Origin of the sequence: Enterovibrio coralii (genome assembly GCF_001559595.1) — a bacterium.
Lineage (GTDB): Bacteria > Pseudomonadota > Gammaproteobacteria > Enterobacterales > Vibrionaceae > Enterovibrio > Enterovibrio coralii.
This window is the reverse complement of sequence record NZ_LNTY01000059.1, coordinates 131,372-147,307: the sequence shown is the minus strand read 5'-3', so window position 1 is coordinate 147,307 and position 15,936 is coordinate 131,372. Positions and strand designations below refer to the sequence as shown.

At 48.1% G+C, this 15,936-nt stretch carries 12 protein-coding genes and 3 pseudogenes; 6 read left to right on the top strand and 9 right to left on the bottom strand.

Going from position 1 to position 15,936, the window contains the following annotated elements; translation table 11 throughout:
• Positions 1-45 precede the first annotated feature (45 nt).
• From ATN88_RS23305 to ATN88_RS23295, 3 genes and pseudogenes are all read right to left on the bottom strand, one after another.
• Positions 46-1,354 (bottom strand): annotated as a pseudogene (locus tag ATN88_RS23305) (dicarboxylate/amino acid:cation symporter).
• Between the two features lie 359 nt (positions 1,355-1,713).
• Positions 1,714-2,903: pseudogene (locus ATN88_RS23300) on the bottom strand (putative manganese transporter).
• A 169-nt stretch (positions 2,904-3,072) separates the two neighbouring features.
• Positions 3,073-3,576: a lactoylglutathione lyase family protein gene (locus ATN88_RS23295; RefSeq protein WP_067419895.1), complete on the bottom strand. Its 504-nt coding sequence runs from the start codon at positions 3,574-3,576 to the stop codon at positions 3,073-3,075.
• A gap of 105 nt (positions 3,577-3,681) precedes the next feature.
• On the opposite strand from ATN88_RS23295, the gene ATN88_RS23290 reads away from it, so the two are divergent.
• Positions 3,682-4,569 carry a LysR family transcriptional regulator gene (locus ATN88_RS23290; RefSeq protein WP_067419894.1) on the top strand — a complete coding sequence of 296 codons (888 nt, stop codon included), beginning with the start codon at positions 3,682-3,684 and terminating at the stop codon, positions 4,567-4,569.
• A 64-nt stretch (positions 4,570-4,633) separates the two neighbouring features.
• Here ATN88_RS23290 and ATN88_RS23285 read toward each other — a convergent pair.
• The 3 genes and pseudogenes from ATN88_RS23285 to ATN88_RS23275 all read right to left on the bottom strand — a co-directional run bounded on the left by ATN88_RS23285 (position 4,634) and on the right by ATN88_RS23275 (position 7,897).
• Positions 4,634-6,258, bottom strand: a pseudogene (locus ATN88_RS23285) (methyl-accepting chemotaxis protein).
• Positions 6,259-6,559: 301 nt separating this feature from the next.
• Positions 6,560-7,405: an HTH-type transcriptional regulator HdfR gene (hdfR, locus tag ATN88_RS23280; RefSeq protein WP_067419893.1), complete on the bottom strand. Its 846-nt coding sequence runs from the start codon at positions 7,403-7,405 to the stop codon at positions 6,560-6,562.
• Between the two features lie 162 nt (positions 7,406-7,567).
• Positions 7,568-7,897 (bottom strand): hypothetical protein, encoded by a 330-nt coding sequence (locus tag ATN88_RS23275; RefSeq protein ID WP_067419892.1) that lies wholly within the window; start codon positions 7,895-7,897, stop codon positions 7,568-7,570.
• Between the two features lie 259 nt (positions 7,898-8,156).
• Between ATN88_RS23275 and ATN88_RS23270 the strand changes: the two genes are divergently transcribed.
• A complete protein-coding gene (locus ATN88_RS23270) occupies positions 8,157-9,368 on the top strand; it encodes a pyridoxal-phosphate-dependent aminotransferase family protein (RefSeq protein ID WP_067419891.1) in 1,212 nt (403 codons plus the stop codon).
• Between the two features lie 68 nt (positions 9,369-9,436).
• On the opposite strand, the gene ATN88_RS23265 is transcribed toward ATN88_RS23270, so the two are convergent.
• Positions 9,437-10,405, bottom strand: coding sequence for a hypothetical protein (locus ATN88_RS23265; RefSeq protein ID WP_067419890.1), 969 nt, complete (start codon positions 10,403-10,405; stop codon positions 9,437-9,439).
• 275 nt (positions 10,406-10,680) lie between these two features.
• On the opposite strand from ATN88_RS23265, the gene ATN88_RS23260 reads away from it, so the two are divergent.
• The 4 genes from ATN88_RS23260 (at position 10,681) to ATN88_RS26265 (ending at position 13,387) form a co-directional block, all read left to right on the top strand.
• Positions 10,681-11,937, top strand: a complete 1,257-nt coding sequence (locus ATN88_RS23260) for an aromatic ring-hydroxylating oxygenase subunit alpha (protein ID WP_067419889.1) — start codon at positions 10,681-10,683, stop codon at positions 11,935-11,937.
• Between the two features lie 44 nt (positions 11,938-11,981).
• Entirely contained in the window at positions 11,982-12,875 is an 894-nt protein-coding gene (locus ATN88_RS23255; RefSeq protein WP_269748232.1) for an FAD-binding oxidoreductase, read from the top strand.
• The gene (locus tag ATN88_RS28475; protein WP_269748231.1) at positions 12,872-13,096 is read left to right on the top strand and encodes a 2Fe-2S iron-sulfur cluster-binding protein; all 225 of its coding nucleotides are present in this window, start codon (positions 12,872-12,874) and stop codon (positions 13,094-13,096) included. Before ATN88_RS23255 ends, ATN88_RS28475 begins: the two co-directional genes overlap by 4 nt.
• A gap of 144 nt (positions 13,097-13,240) precedes the next feature.
• Complete coding sequence (locus ATN88_RS26265) at positions 13,241-13,387, top strand: hypothetical protein (protein ID WP_198158445.1); 147 nt, start codon at positions 13,241-13,243, stop codon at positions 13,385-13,387.
• 63 nt (positions 13,388-13,450) lie between these two features.
• Here ATN88_RS26265 and focA read toward each other — a convergent pair whose 3' ends face one another.
• Complete coding sequence (focA, locus tag ATN88_RS23250) at positions 13,451-14,293, bottom strand: formate transporter FocA (protein ID WP_067419888.1); 843 nt, start codon at positions 14,291-14,293, stop codon at positions 13,451-13,453.
• 454 nt (positions 14,294-14,747) lie between these two features.
• The gene (locus tag ATN88_RS23245; RefSeq protein WP_067419887.1) at positions 14,748-15,596 is read right to left on the bottom strand and encodes an AbaSI family restriction endonuclease; all 849 of its coding nucleotides are present in this window, start codon (positions 15,594-15,596) and stop codon (positions 14,748-14,750) included.
• Between the last annotated feature and the right edge of the window lie 340 nt (positions 15,597-15,936).

Sequence of the window (15,936 nt, the reverse complement as noted above, 5' to 3'; positions counted from 1 at the left end):
AAACGCCAGCGTTGCTGGCGTTTTGTTGTTAGCGTGATGAAAGCCTTACGCTTGGGTAGACGGTTTGAACACGATTTTCTCGTCTTCATCCGCAGCATGCATGTCATTGAAACGCTTCTCGTCCAACGCACCTTCGCTTTTCGCAACAATACACGTCACGGCACAGTCACCCGTGATGTTTACGGCGGTACGAATCATATCCAACAAACGGTCAACACCCATGATCAGTGCGATACCTTCCAATGGCAGACCAACTTGGTTCAATACCATCGCCAGCATAACCAGACCCACACCTGGAACACCCGCGGTACCGATAGATGCCAGTGTGGCTGTCAAGATAACGGTCACGTAATCCATCATCGTCAGGTCAACGTTAAACGCCTGGGAGATAAAAATGGTCGCAACACCTTGCATCATCGCAGTACCATCCATGTTGATGGTCGCACCCAATGGGATGGTGAATGACGCAATCTTGTTATCTGCACCCATACGGCGAGTCGTGGTTTCCATCGACACAGGGATGGTTGCATTTGAAGATGCGGTAGAGAACGCAAACATGATTGCGTCTTCCATCTTCTTCAGGAAGGTAATTGGGCTAAGCCCACTGAACACTTTCAACAGCGTGCTGTAAGTCACCAGCGCGTGCAGCACCAGACCACCCGCCAAGACGAAGAAATATTCCGCTAGGCTAACAATGGCACCGAGACCCAGAGAGGTGAACAGTTTCGCCATCAAACAGAACACACCGTATGGCGCAAGGTTCATCAAAAGTGCAACCAACTTCAGGATCACTTCGTTCAAGTCGCGGAAGAATGCCGCAACACGCTCACCCGGTTGACCTGACGCACTGATTGCAATACCGAACAACAGTGCAAAAATGATGATTTGAAGTGTGTTGCCTTCAGCCATTGAGCTGATTGGGTTGGTCGGGAACATGTCTACGATAACTTGTCCCAGCGTTGGGGCTTCTGCCGCGGTAAAGGTTGACGCCGCAGAAAGGTCTGCGCCTTTACCCGGGCCAAACAACAGTGCCAGACTCATGCTAGCGTGATCGCGAGTGCCGTGGTTCCCAAATAAAACAGCAAGGTTTTGCTGCCAAGACGACCCAGCGTTGCAATGTCTTTCAGCGAGCTTGTGCCACAAACAAGGGAGAAAAAACGAGAGGCACAACCAGCATTTTCAAGCTAGCAACGAAAATCTGGCCGCCAACATCAAACAGGCCATTGACGATGTATTCGTTAACGAAGCCGTCTTCCGAGAACAGCAATCGAATTACAAATCCGGTCACAATACCTAAAATCATGCCCACTAAAACACGTGTCGTCAGGGACATTTTTTTTGTTTCCGCATTCATCGTGAATACTCCTTTTCAAGATTTACTTTCTTGTCACATTTAATCCGCAGGGAGATTAACAGCGGTTTTACGAAATTATATATTCTTTTTTTGGGGAAATTGGCAGCACATCTGGTCAAGATCACACTTTAAAGCAGTGAAATATACATTTAGAAAAAGAGTGAGAAACATTTGTGAAATCTTTTCGCTCAAAAAGCAACCATCGAGAAAAGCGAAGATTTTCTGAAGAGACTATTTGTTAATCAATTTGGGCATTTTTCACACGAGCAAAACGCGTTTTCAGAGGCAAATTTGAAAAGAAAAAGGGGAATATTTTCCCCTTTAAAAACATAAGCTGTTCGGAAATGCGGAAATTACCCTTACATCTCCACCAAGAAATAGTAACTGTATGCAAAAAGCAGTGCCGGAATGGTGGAATACACGGTCGCTACCAAAGCGGCTTTGGGTGCAAGCGCAATCGCGGGGAACAAGGCATCACCATCGTTGGAGATCGCATTGCCTATTTGCGCGGACATTGGCACCGCTCCACTTATATATAAGCTAGTAACCAGAATCTGTGGCCCGCACCCCGGCAACAAGCCAACAAGGACGCCAAGCAACGGCATCATCGGAGCCCAGTGTCCAAACACACCTGCCAAATCGATATGAAAGACCATAATCGTTAACTCGAAGGCCAGAAACGCAGCAATGACCCAAACAGTAACAAAGTTGGTGTCTTGTGCCACGCGCTGAAACAGATGTGCATGCTGGCACTTTGGATCCTCACCCACCACGGACTCATAAGTGTTCGCTTCACGTTGCATAGCCCAAAATGTCACGGACAAAATCGCTAACGCCGCACCGATGCTCTCTGTCGTTCCCGCAGGGAGACTAAAGACAGTGTCCACATCCATTTGGAACGAGCCAATCAATGCCACTGCTAAAGCAGGCACCACCGCCCATTGCCAGAATCGGCCTTGCGCGCTGATGTACGGCTTTTTATAGTCCTGCTTGCATGCCGCTTTGTTTTCCTGTTGTTTTGCCTTTGGTCGAAGGAAGCTGTCACCATGCAAAGCATCGACCACACGTCCAGAAACCAAGCCAACAAAGAAGCCAAGCACCAGCATAAACACGCCATCTTGAGGCTTGGTTGCCAGCAGCAAAAACGCTGCATCACCCATAGTAGCGGTCAGTACCGCAACCACACTGCCAAAGCTCAGATTGCCTCGCACGAACTGGGTGATCACCACAATCGCACCACCACAACCGGGCAAGGCGCCCATGAAGGAAGCAAAAAGCACTTGCAGGTTTTTGTGGCGCATTAAGGTGTTTAACAGCGCACCGTTACGGTCAAATTTTTCGGCAAGGAAGTGGAACAAAGCCAATGTCACAGCCACATACGCCGCCACTTGCCAAAATGCATCTGATAAAGTGGGCAGTACAACATCGCGGGTAGCTCGGCGACGACAAGAGCCAAAAGAATTGCAGGCGCAACGAGCCGATGAAAACGCGGCTTAAAACGTTGACCTTTAGCGGCTGGTGCAAGAATTCTAGCAAGGAACTCAGTCATACTTTCACTTTATGATAATGAGAATTATTATCAATATAAAGCAAGACGAGGAAAATGCAACGACTAACGTTGTGGTTTTTTTAATCAAGATGAAGGCTGATTGTCAGTCCAACAAAGCTAACATCATCTTGTAGCGATGCCGGGCTTTTTTACCCGGCATCTGCGTCGATTATTTGTATGCACCCGCGGCGTAATGTAATTCATAGCTGTGCGAGTAGATCTCAAGGATGTTTCCGAACGGATCTTCCATATAAATCATGCGGTAAGGCTTCTCACCTGGGTAATAGAAGCGAGGGGCTTTCATGCGTTTCTTACCGCCAGCAGCAACGATTTTCTCAGCCAGTCCTTCTACATCAGGATCCTGCACACAGAAGTGGAAAATGCCCGTCTTCCAGTATTCAAAGTTGTTCTCAGGGTTTTCCTGATTTTTAAACTCAAACAACTCAACACCAATGCGATCACCGGTAGACAAGTGCGCGATACGAAAACGCTCCCATCCTTCGCCAAAGACGTCTGTACACATTTCGCCAATCGCACTGTCATCTTCAACAATTTCTGTTGGCTCCATGATGAGGTACCAACCAAGTACTTCGGTATAGAACTTAACGGCTGTTTCCAAGTCTGGCACTGAAATACCAATGTGGCTGAAATTACGTGGGTAAGGTGTGTTCATGACGATGTCCTCTCTCAATGTGAATGTGCTCAGTCTAGTCCCTCGCTTTCAACCTGAAAAATTATCGATTATTATTAAATTAATAATTCAATTTTATGGATTGATATGCTTAACCCTAAATGGCTCACCACCTTCGAGCATCTCGTCAAAACACGCAGTTTTACTAAAACGGCCAATCAGCTATTTATGACGCAACCCGGTGTCAGTCAGCATGTTCGAAAGCTGGAGGAAGAGCTGGGTGAAAGTCTGATTTATCGGGAAGGGAAACAGTTCGAGTTGACCCATGCTGGCTCAATGCTCGCGGACTTTATCGCCACTCAAAAGCTTCAACACCAGGACTTTGTCGAAAAACTGAAAGCCGATGATGCCTATCATGGTGCCCTTAAAATTGCTTGCTCCGGCACGATGGCAATGACGCTGTATCCCATGCTGCTGGATCTACAAAGCCAACATCCCGGTTTATCTGTCTCGCTTGAGGCGGCACCTGTCGGACGCATTCGTGAAATGTTGATGAACAATGAGATAGATTTGGGGATCAGCACACAGCGTATCGAGCACCAAGGCATCGAAGAGAAAGAAATTGGTCAGGAACACTTAGCCGTTGTCGTTCCGTCTTCCTTCTCAGTTGGCGAGGACATTCTGGCGTCGTTGGCAGAGCTTGGGATGATTTTCCATCCGGATGGAAAGCATTACGCAGATTTGGTGCTGGGAAGAAACTTTGCAGAAGATTACCAAGGCATAGAAACACTCACCCATCGTGGTTACATCAACCAGCTCGCACAGATCTTATTACCTGTCTCTAAAGGACTGGGATTTACTGTGTTGCCATCAAGTGTGATTGACCGTTTTGAGCAACCAGAAAAGCTCAAACAGCTTTCATTGGCCCAGCCTATATCTCAATCCCTGTTTCTTTCACAGAAAAAGCATCGCAGCCTACCCCACCGGTACGACAAGGTATTAGCACTGATTCACCAAGCAGTTTCAGAGGCTTAATCCCCGTTTACGAGCAACAAAAAAGCCGTCGCGAAGACGGCTTTTACTGTTTTAAAACAAACAATTAGAGGCGGAAGAAGCCCAGCTCTTGTTTCTGGCTCTCGGCAAGCTGAGACAGCTCTTGGCTCGCCTGTGCACTTTGGCTGATGCCCGCCACGTTCTGCGAAATGATTTCAGATACGTTGGTGATGTTACGGTTGATGTCTTGCGTGACCGCTGATTGCTGTTCCGCCGCCGTTGCCACCAAGGTGTTCATGTCGGTAATTTGCGCCACAGATTGAGTGATACCATTCAGCGCATCATTCGCTTGTGAACTTAGCTCTTGAGTGCGCGCCAGCACATCCATGCAGGTACCCATGCTGTCACCTGCTTGTGCCGCTTGTACTTGCAGACCTTCGATGATTTGCTGGATTTCTTTCGTTGATGACTCTGTGCGCGCTGCAAGCATGCGAACTTCGTCGGCAACGACCGCAAAGCCACGGCCAGATTGACCGGCACGTGCCGCTTCAATCGCTGCGTTCAGTGCCAGCAAGTTGGTTTGCTCTGAAATACCGCGGATCACTTCAACCACATGGCTGATGCGCTGAGATTGTTCTTGCAGCGTTGTTACAACGCTTGCGGTGTTCTCAATCGACTCGGCCATTTGGTGCGCAGCTTGTGAGCTTTGCGAGAAGATAGCCAGACCTTGAGAAGCCAAATCGTCCGTTTGACGCGCGGCGTGGTCAGCGTTAACCGCATTGTCAGACACGTTGTTCGCCGTGCTTGATAGCTCTGTCACTGCCGACGCCACTTGCTCGATTTCGCCTTGCTCTTGCTGCGCATTCGCTGCCGATTGCGTCATCACTGTCGCCAACTCTGTCGAGGCTGCCGCCACTTCATCACTGATGCTGCAAAGCGTGCTGACGGTGCTGCGTAGTTGGCCAATGGTTTGGTTCGCATCACGGCCCAAACGAGCAAGCTCGTTGGTGCTTCATCAGACGCTTTCACGTTCAAATCACCGCCCGCCAGCTTGCGCATTACGTCTTGCAGCTCTTGCAAAGGCTTCACAATCACACCAGACATCCACCAGCCAAAAATCAATGCGGCCAGCATTGCACCTGACAGTGCCAGACCAGCCGTCACGATCATTTGGTCAGCTTCTGCATCAGACGCTTGAAGGTCTTTATCTACCAATGGGTTGATAAACGCAGACAGTGCGTTGATGTCTTCCATCATTTCCGCACCTTTTGCGCGATACTCGCTTACCATCACGTTGTAGCGCGTCACACCAATCTCATCATTGAAGTAAGACAGAATGGTGGGTTTCGCTTGTGTCTGGGTATAACGTGAGTAATCACTTACACTGGTTTCGATGCGCATCGACAAATCGCGAAGAACACCTGTTTGAGAAAGGTCACGTGTGATTGCCATGGCTTCGCGGCTGAGTTTCGCCACGTTTGCGTCCATGTCTTTCGCACGCTGCTCGTCGTAAATGCCGTAGATTGCCTCAACGCGCATGGCCCATGCTAAGTCTGCCAATTTGGTGATTTTGTCTTTGTCACCTGCGGCCTGACGCGCGGTACTGCTGATAGAAGAAATCGCTGATTCCACCTCAAACTTGGCAAAAACAAGTACCGAGAACGTGGCAACAACCAACATGATAATAGGGATCAATATTTGGTATCGAATAGAAATATTTTTCAGTGACATTTACGTAGCAAGCCTTGCTAATTCAAAAGGAGGTCTTAAAAAATCGCGCCCATTATGAGACTTAGATCAAAAAAAACAACCACTCTTGCAAAATAAAACTGTGCAACTTGCCTACATTTACTGACCGCCAATTAATTGTCATTAACGTCAAAAATTGGTTTTATCTAACCTCATGAAAATACGAATCTTTGTTTATTTTCTATGCTTTTTAGTCAGTGTTACACGCTGAAAAACAAAATCGATAAAAATAAAAAAAGACACCGCGATGGGTGCCTTTCTCAATGAAAACTATTTGCCGTATTTATTGTTCGACTAAATTCGTTACCAGATCTTCAATATCTTCGTGCTTATCATTGGTAGACAGCCAAACCATATAAAGTTCATTCGCCATTGCTGGACTGTCTTTAACAATATGCAGCTCGCCCGCATCAATCCAAGGCTGTGCTACAGTGGAAGGCAAGAAGCCAACACCGCCACGATTTAGCAGAAAACGCAGCGCGGCTTGTGAACCGTGGCTGTGTAAAACGGGTGTGCGTTGAAGTGCAGGAATACGGCTGTGTTCAACACCAAAGCGCGTGCCCCAATCCAGATAAACCAGCGGAAGGTCTGCAATGGATTCCATGTCCTGATCTGGCAGGTTAGACACCAGCACCAGCTCATAGTGGCTTAAACGCGTCTGCTGGATATCCGCAAGTTTTGGCGGCTCACTGGTCAGGACCACATCGACCATTTTCTCGATCAGCGCATTCGAGATTTGCTGGCGGCTGAGCGACTCTGTTCTCAATGCCCATTCAGGCTTGGCGGTTTGTACTTCCTCGAGCCATTCGTTCGAGCTTTCCATTTCCCAAATCACAGATGCAGCACCGACTGTGAGCTGCTGCTGATAAGAGCCGGTTAACGCCACGTCTTGGCGAGCACGACCCCACGTTTGCAAAATGGTTTCTGCATATGGGACAAAACGCTCGCCTGCTGCTGTTAACCGCAAGTCACCGCGCTTACGGGTAAAGACTGGCGTGCCCAGTTTTATTTCAAGCTGACGGATACGGAAGCTTACCGCAGATTGGGTGAGGTAGAGGTTTGTCGCTGCTTTACCAAAGTGGCGCGTTTTGTTCACTTCCAAAAAAGTGCGTAGTAGATCGGTATCCATATCAGCATTAAATCAATATAAAAACGTCAACTGGCGTTATGGGGGAAAACCTCGCTCTGGTCAAGATGAAAAATGCGAAAACAACGACTTTGCCGCTCAGGCGACCAACTGACACTGAGGATTCATGTGCTACACAATGTTTTCTGCTGAAAGTAAGAGCAGTTACTCACCTTGGCGATCAGGCACTGATTGTTTGGAAGATGAAAACAAAAACGTGTAACAGCCTTGCCCGATAAACCAACCGACCACGAATTCAATCCATGCCGACACAAAGTTTCCAATCACGGCAGAAGCCAAAAACAGAAAGCCAGAAAGCAAAAGAATGTTGAGAGCAGTCGCCAGCATGTTGTTCGCTTTAAAGCTTCGCCCCCAAAACACAAACACACCTAACTTGATAAGCGTGACCTGTTTGAGGTAAACCCTGTCTAAATAGAACGCGAGCCACATTCCCCATGCAATGCCCCACAAGGCATCACTCCACATCAACACCATGTCGCCTCCCAATACTGCTTCCGGCCTTTTGACAGTGTATGTGCAACTTGTTTACCCACTTGTTCCAACTAAGAGAATTCACTCAGATTCTAACTGTTCGGGAAAAACCCTATTTAGCTGGCATTGCGCGGCGGAAATGGGCTCACATCACATTGACTGCGCAGCACATAGCTTTGCCCAAGTGTGTGTTCTACTATGGCTCTTCATGCTCTCGACTGAGTGATAAAAACAGGACGTTTCGTTTTACAGGAGTTTCCACGTGCGCATTTCCCCTCCGATCGTTGAATCATTAGATTCCATCTTGCCTGATGAACCACTTTTGATGATGGGGGCCGGTCCTGTACCTATTCCAGCCAAAGTTGCTGCCGCCAACGGCATTGTTATTAATCACCTCGGCGATACCATGTCGCGCATTATCGAGCAGGTTAAAGCCATGTCTCGTTACGTGTTTCAGACCAACTCCAGCCACATTCTTGGGGTTGCAGGCCCTGGCTCTGCCGCGATGGAAATGGCCGTCGCCAACCTCGTTGCCCCGACTGATCGCGTGTTGTCCGTCAATAACGGTTTTTTCAGTGGACGCCTCGCTGAAATGGCCGATCGTGTTGGTGGCGATGTGCGTAGACTGACTATCGAAGAGGGATTTGCCGCTTCGCCAGAAAACGTCGCGCAAGCCATTGAAGACTTTCGTCCTCAGGTGCTAACCATCGTCCAAGGGGAAACGTCCAATACAGTCTGTAACACTGGATTGCCTGAAATCTGCCGTGCAGCCAAAGAAGCGGGCTGTTTGGTGATTGTGGATGCCGTCTGTACGCTCAGCACCATGCCACTTAACATGGATGAATGGGGAGTCGATGCCGTTATCACGGGCGGACAAAAAGGCCTGAGCTGCATTCCCGGTGTCTCCTTGGTGGCGTTTTCAGAAGCGGCGTGGACCAAAATTGAAGCGCGTACGGATACTCTCAAACATTGGTGTTTAGATGCCAAACTCGCTGACAAATTCTGGTACAAAAGCTCCTACCATTATACGGCACCTGTTTCTGGGATCATGGCGATTCATGAGGCATTACGGTTGGTGTGCGAAGAAACACTGGAAGCGCGCTTTGACCGCCATTTGAAATGCTCAAAGGCACTGCAAGCGGGGATCGAAGGGCTTGGTCTCTCGCTCTATACCCATGGCACTTCTCGCCTCAATTCGGTGGTGGGTATTCACGTTCCTAAAGGGCTGGAGCAAAAGGCCATCCTCACCCATATTTCTGAACGATTTAAAGTGGAGATTTCCGGCTCGTTCGGGTTGGATATCATCCGAATTGGGCAGATGGGTGAGCAATGTCGCGTGCACAATATTTTCCGCACTATTCACGCGCTCGGCTCGACGATTCAAGCACTAGGGGGCGAGGCGAACCTCCCCCAAGGCGTCGCTATGCTCGAAAAAGCCCTGCAGGATTTCGAGCCTGAGTTCTCCGAGCGGTGATTTGACGTTACAGCTTTGAATGAATTGAAGAGATGATAGGCAGCGATAGACTGCCTGTTTTTTAGGTATTAGTAGATTTCACCGCGGTCGACGACCAGCTTTTCGTCGTCCCACAGAATGGCGAAGGCATGGCTTGCAGAAGACGCCACTTCCTGCCCGCTCAAACGAATGTATTCACCGTCGGCATCATAGGCGTGATCCACTTCGATCCGCGAGATCGCGCTGCGGCGCATAAACCGGCTAAGGTTGGTCACGGCGTTTTTCACCAGCATGGACGTTGCTGTGTCATCACCTAAAAAGTACAGACTGAAACAGCGTGAAAGCATCAAGAGCTCGGTATCCGATAAGGCTGGCGGTGTTTCTTCATCGCCATCTTCGAGCGATGAGATTTCCTGCACCAAGCCTTCAGACTTTCTCACCTGATACTCGTTCATGAACACGATCAGATCCGTGTCTTTTTCCGCATACGCTTCTGTTTCCCGCTGAAAGCAGTCCAAGTGAAACTCCGTATTACCGTAATACGGCGAAGAACTTGTTCCCGTGCCGACCACTTCACTTTTAATGCCAAGCTCAATCCCGACCTCAGAGAGAAAGTCATGCACTGACAATGTCATGTTGTCTTTTTCGTTCTTGATGAAAGTAACGAATTTTGAGTCATAAAGGATTTTGGGATTGGCCATGTCTTCAAAGAAAAAGGACTTCAAGCTCACGCTTGCCGATACTTTCCTTCGCTCTTTACCAATCACAAAGTGGAACTTGGTTTTTTTGGTGAGAAAGTTATAGCTCGGGCGCTTGTAGATATCGAAGCGCACTTTTTCTCTGCGGCAGAATAAAAACAACAGATTGTCTTCAAGACGATGAACCATCTCGTTTTTTAGGTTAACTCGGTAGTCCACAATGTATTGGCTGAGCACACCGAGTTCTGCCGAAAATCGCTCATCCACCAGCAAATCGCACCAAAACATGCCCGAACCGACAAGGTCAGCATGCCAGCGGGCTTTTTCAAACTGTACGTCCAAAGGTTGGAGAGCTTCCAAGCGTTACCTTTTGAATATCAACGAAATGGTTTTTAAAAAGAGTAGCTTAAATTTAATCATTGCGCGCATTCCATGCTCTGATTTGCGCCATGTGGATCCCATCAAACGCCAATGACTTTCTCTCGCTTGTCTACGGGTCGTAAAACGACAATTAGCGGGTCGTTTTTACATAAATAAACCCACACAAACCGCGTCAATATTGCCATGATGCACCAAAAACTGGGATCCGGCGCAGTCATGCCCGATTTAACCCACGCGAGGCGAAAGGAATCACCATGGATCAGTTGCCAATTTGGAATGTAGACGCAGAGCCCTCACCACACGCGATGGTGAAAGCCATGTTGAAGCGACGTATTCCTGATTACACGCTTGAACAGCCGTTTTATAACAGTGAAGCCATCTTCCAAATGGACATGGAAGAGATTTTTGCCAAGGAATGGATATTTGCAGGCATGACCTGTGAATTACCCAAGAAAGGCAGTTTCATCACTGTCGATATCGGCAAAAACTCAGTCATCATCGTGCGTGACAACCAAAACGCGCTTCGCGCCTTTCACAACACATGCCGCCATCGGGGTTCAAAAATCTGTCTGACTCATCGCGGGAAAATGCCAAAACTGGTGTGCCCTTACCACCAATGGGCCTATGACCTCGACGGCTCTTTGGTGTATGCCGGTAGTGATATGGGCGATGACTTCGACAAGTCGGGCTTTTCTCTCGGCTCTGTGCATTGCCGCGCCTCGGGCGGATACATCTTTGTATGTCTGGCCGAGACCCCACCACCGATTGATGCGTTTTTAGACGATCTCGCCTATTACCTCGAACCTTACGACCTCGATAACGCGAAGGTCGCGGTGCAAAGTGAAATTATCGAGAAAGCCAACTGGAAGCTGGTCGTTGAGAACAACCGCGAGTGCTATCACTGTGATGGCTCGCACCCAGAGTTACTGAATTCGTTGCTCGAATGGGACGACAACAACGACCCACGAGCAACCCCTGAATTCAAAGCACTCGTCGAAAAAATGCAGGCGTTTTGGACCAAGCACGACATTCCGTTTCAATATCAAATGCGTTATGACAATCGCAACCGCGTCGTGCGAACACCGCTGAAAGAAGGCACCCATTCAATGACCATGGATGGCAGCGTCGCGTGCACAAAATTGCTGGGACGAGTGACGACGCCAGACTTAGGTGCGCTGCGCATTCTCCATCTGCCAAATTCTTGGAACCACGGGATGGGTGACCACCTGATAGCATTCCAGATCTTACCTATCAGCCCACAAGAAACCAAAGTCATCACCCGTTGGCTAGTCCACAAAGATGCCAAAGAAGGCGTGGATTACGACCCAGAGAATGTGCGAAAAGTCTGGGATGCAACCAACGCACAAGACCGCACCTTATCGGAGAATAACCAGCGTGGTGTCAACTCTGTCGGTTATCGTCCGGGCCCTTATTCCAAAACTTACGAGTTTGGGGTGATCAATTTCGTCAACTGGTACTGCGAGCGTTTAGAAGCCAACCTTGGCGACTGACGCGGCACTCAAAACACAGAATAAGAACTGCAGGGGAAACGCGAATGAATGAGCCGGACATCCTCCAAGATAACAGCTTAAACCCCGTCAACACCCAAACCTGGGTAAACGGTCGCCATGTCGTTCGCTGCGTCAAAGTGGTTCAGGAAACCCATGACGTTAAAACGTTTTGCTTTATGAGCCAAACGCCCATCATGTTCTTTTTCAAACCGGGGCAGTTTGTCACCTTGGAATTAAACATTGGTGGCGAGCAGGTAATGCGCAGCTACACCATCTCCTCCTCACCTTCGGTGCCTTACAGCTTTTCCATCACGGTAAAACGTCAAAAGCATGGATTGGTGTCTAACTGGCTTCACGACAACCTTCGTGTTGATGACGAAATGGCGGTACATGGCCCCATCGGCAACTTTAACTGCATCGACTTTCCAACGGACAAAGCGTTGTTTCTCTCTGGCGGTGTCGGCATTACGCCCGTGATGTCGATGACACGTTGGTGGTATGACACCAACAGTGCCGTGGACATGAAGTTTATCCATAGTTCGCAAACGCCTAAAGACATAATCTTCCTCAAAGAACTCGAGCTTATGAGCTCACGCATCGACAACTTTGACCTTTCCATCATCTGTGAACGCTATGACATTGGTGAAAGCTGGCACGGCTATCGCGGATTCTTAACCCAGCAATTGCTCGAACTCATCGCCCCTGACGTGCTCCAGCGAGAGGTGTATTGCTGTGGGCCAGAGCCTTACATGAAAGCCGTGCGAGAGATGCTAGGCAACCTTGACTATGACATGTCTCGCTACCATGAAGAAAGCTTTGGCGAAACACCGCCAGATGCCATCGAAGATGCTGAAGAATCGGCAGAGCTTGCACACATTGCAGAAGAAACTCCACAGCCTGGATTTTGCGTTGAGTTTATCGATGAGGCATGTCAGTGACAGTTTCTGAGGCCGAAACCATTCATGCGGCGAGCACGAAATTGGGTATACATGTGCCGAAAGCGTGTGGGATGGGGATTTGCGGATCCTGCAAAGTCAAATTGCTGTCCGGTAACGTCAACATGGAACACAACGGCGGCATCAGTGAAGAAGAAATCGATGAAGGTTACATTTTGAGTTGTTGCAGTAAGCCCATTGATGATGTCTCGATAGAAACCTGACAGTGACTGTTTGATTAGTTAGACAAGATGTCACCCTAACACTGCCTTTACAGACAGCTAACATTGACGGCACTTGAATGCGCCACAGTATATTCGCTGCAGCAATTTTCCGAACCCACACTCCATAGGAAAGGAGATTTTGCAATGAATATGCTTCAATCACTGCTATTCGCCATCGCCGTATTCTTTTCTGGCACGGCACTGGCTTCTGACGCCGACAAAAACTGTACAGAAGGCTCAGAGGCTCCGGAATGCCAGACGCAAAAAAGTGATGATGGCTCATCCTCTTAGTTCGGCTTAACGAAAAAAGGCCTGCGGTTTTCGCCGCAGGCCTTCTTACATTATTCGTTTCTGTTAGTCGCGCAGGTAAATCATCCAGTACCACATGCCAACGAACAAACCACCACCGATGATGTTACCCAATGTCACTGGGATCAGGTTGTTGATGATGAAGTTCGACATGGTCAGATCAGCAAAGTCTGCAATGTTCGCACCTGTCATTGCCCAGAATGACTCTGGTGCAAAGTACTTGATGCCAATCGCCATCGGTACCTGGAACATGTTCGCAATACAGTGCTCAAAACCTGCAGAAACAAACATGGCCACAGGCAGGATCATCACCAAAATTTTGTCTGTTAACGTGCGGCCGCTGTAAGTCATCCAAACAGCAATACAAACCAACACATTACACATAATGCCCAGAGCAACCGCCTGGAAGAAGTTATGGTGAAGCTTGTGCTGCGCAATGTGCATCGCGTTGATGCCAACCTCGCCCTTGCCGAACATGTACTGCTGTGCAATCAGCATACAAATGACCAGCAATACCGCACCAACTAGGTTACCGCCATAAACCACAGCCCAGTTTTTAAACAGTGCTTTCCACGAGATTTTACCGTTGGCACGCGCTACCAGTGTCAACACAGAACTGGTAAACAGCTCACCACCAGTGATGATCACTAGGATAAGACCTAGGCTAAATGCCAGACCACCAATGAAACGCGACATGCCCCATGCCATGTCTCCTGCACCCGTTGTTACCGTGGTGTAGAAGATGAACGCGATACCAATATGGATACCGGCCGAGATTGCCAGCAGGAAAGATTTATGTGGATCTTTGGTGGCTTTCGCAACACCAATCTCAGCTGCACGCTCCGCAATCTGTGGCGGTGGCAGCGAATCGAACTGCGTAAAATTCATGGGGCATTTGCACTATTAAAGAACTAGAGAGGGCGCGGATAATCGCTCCTTTTTCGCACTTTTTCAAGGGCTATTTTTAACCAATTTCTCTTAAAAAGTGTGCGGTACGTCAAACTAAGATTTCAACGCGTAAATTGAGGCAAACGCTTGCATCTATGACAGAAAAATCATACGCGAGAAGCGGCATGTAATGGCGAGGTGAGTCTTTGAGGACTGACTATTAGAGATGTAAAGGAAGCCATAAACACTGAACGATTGAAAGCAGTGAATAAGTTCGGACACTCAATTTTCTCTCTAACTCGCCGCCTTGCGCAGAGAGGCGATAGCAGCAGAAAACAAAATCTCACTTCCCACGCGATACCTAATATATGTTCTATTGATTTGTAAGTATTAACCGACACCTTTCACTTTGATATCGGTTAAGTTTAATCACTGATTGTGGTGCGTTGACGACCTATGCCTTGATGTAAATCCTTTCAGCCACACGCTTCCAGTAAGAGCCTGCTTCAACCGAGGTTTTTTCTCTGTCTTGGACAAACACACCACGAAAACGGTACATCACCTGACCCAATTCGTTTTTTACGCGTGCGAACACAATCATAGTGATGTCTTGCTGAAGGTTCATTTCGATCACCGCTGCGCGTTTTTCTTGCGACTCAATGTTGTATTCAAGGATCTCTTTGCCGCCCTGACTCAACTCATTTAGCCACTCGCCATTCGGGTATAATTTTGGGAACCACAGTTTATGATTTGGATAACCGGGCACCGTCGTTGATGAACCTTGGAAACCTTTGTAGTTGTGACCGAAAAGGTTGCACACTTCCATGCAGGTTTTAAACGCAACATCATCGACAATATCCACATATCCCAGTGCCTTGAAGCGCGCAATTGAGTGTTCAAACTCAGGGTTCCAAGGCACAAATGTTCCTTTTCCCTTCTCTTCGGCGATTTTGGCCTTAATTAACGTTACTAACTCATCAACTTGCTGATTAATTTGCTCGATCGAGACCGATGCATCGATACGAAACACCTCGTGCTGTGTGGCCGTCACGATGTCGAGCTCTCGAATTTTATCGGCATTGACTTGTTGCTTATGAAAACCTTCGTCAATTTCGATGTGGAGTTGAAGCTGAGGCAAGTACAAATCAGTCAGAGCGAAGCCTTCTGGCCGCGCGACATATTGCTGAGTGATGAATTTAACGTCGAGATCATCGACTTTATGGATGATGCGAGAGATAGCGTAAAGCTCAAAGCGTTTACTGGTGCAGCGTTGTAATTGACGCGTTAAATGGAGCTTTTTCATTCTGAGTATGGTTGCGTGGAATAAGACACGGACTCAGGATCGCTCGGTTCGGTGGGGAAAAGATGATTACAACGAGAAAGTAAGGAGAATTTTGAAACTGTTGCCGACACCATAAAGCTTCAAAGCCAAGTATGGATAATCAGTGGGTTACGACATTTAGGACACCATATGTTTGCAAGGTGAGGCACCATAAGTTTGCAAATCCGTTTAGCACTAAAGATGCAATTGTGTTTATGAAAGAAAGTTACAGTCTGAATGTCGCCTCATGTCTGATATTGTTCAACTACTTCAGTCTTAGATAGAAGTGTGACAGGATCAGGTCATAACCTCGCGACGGAGG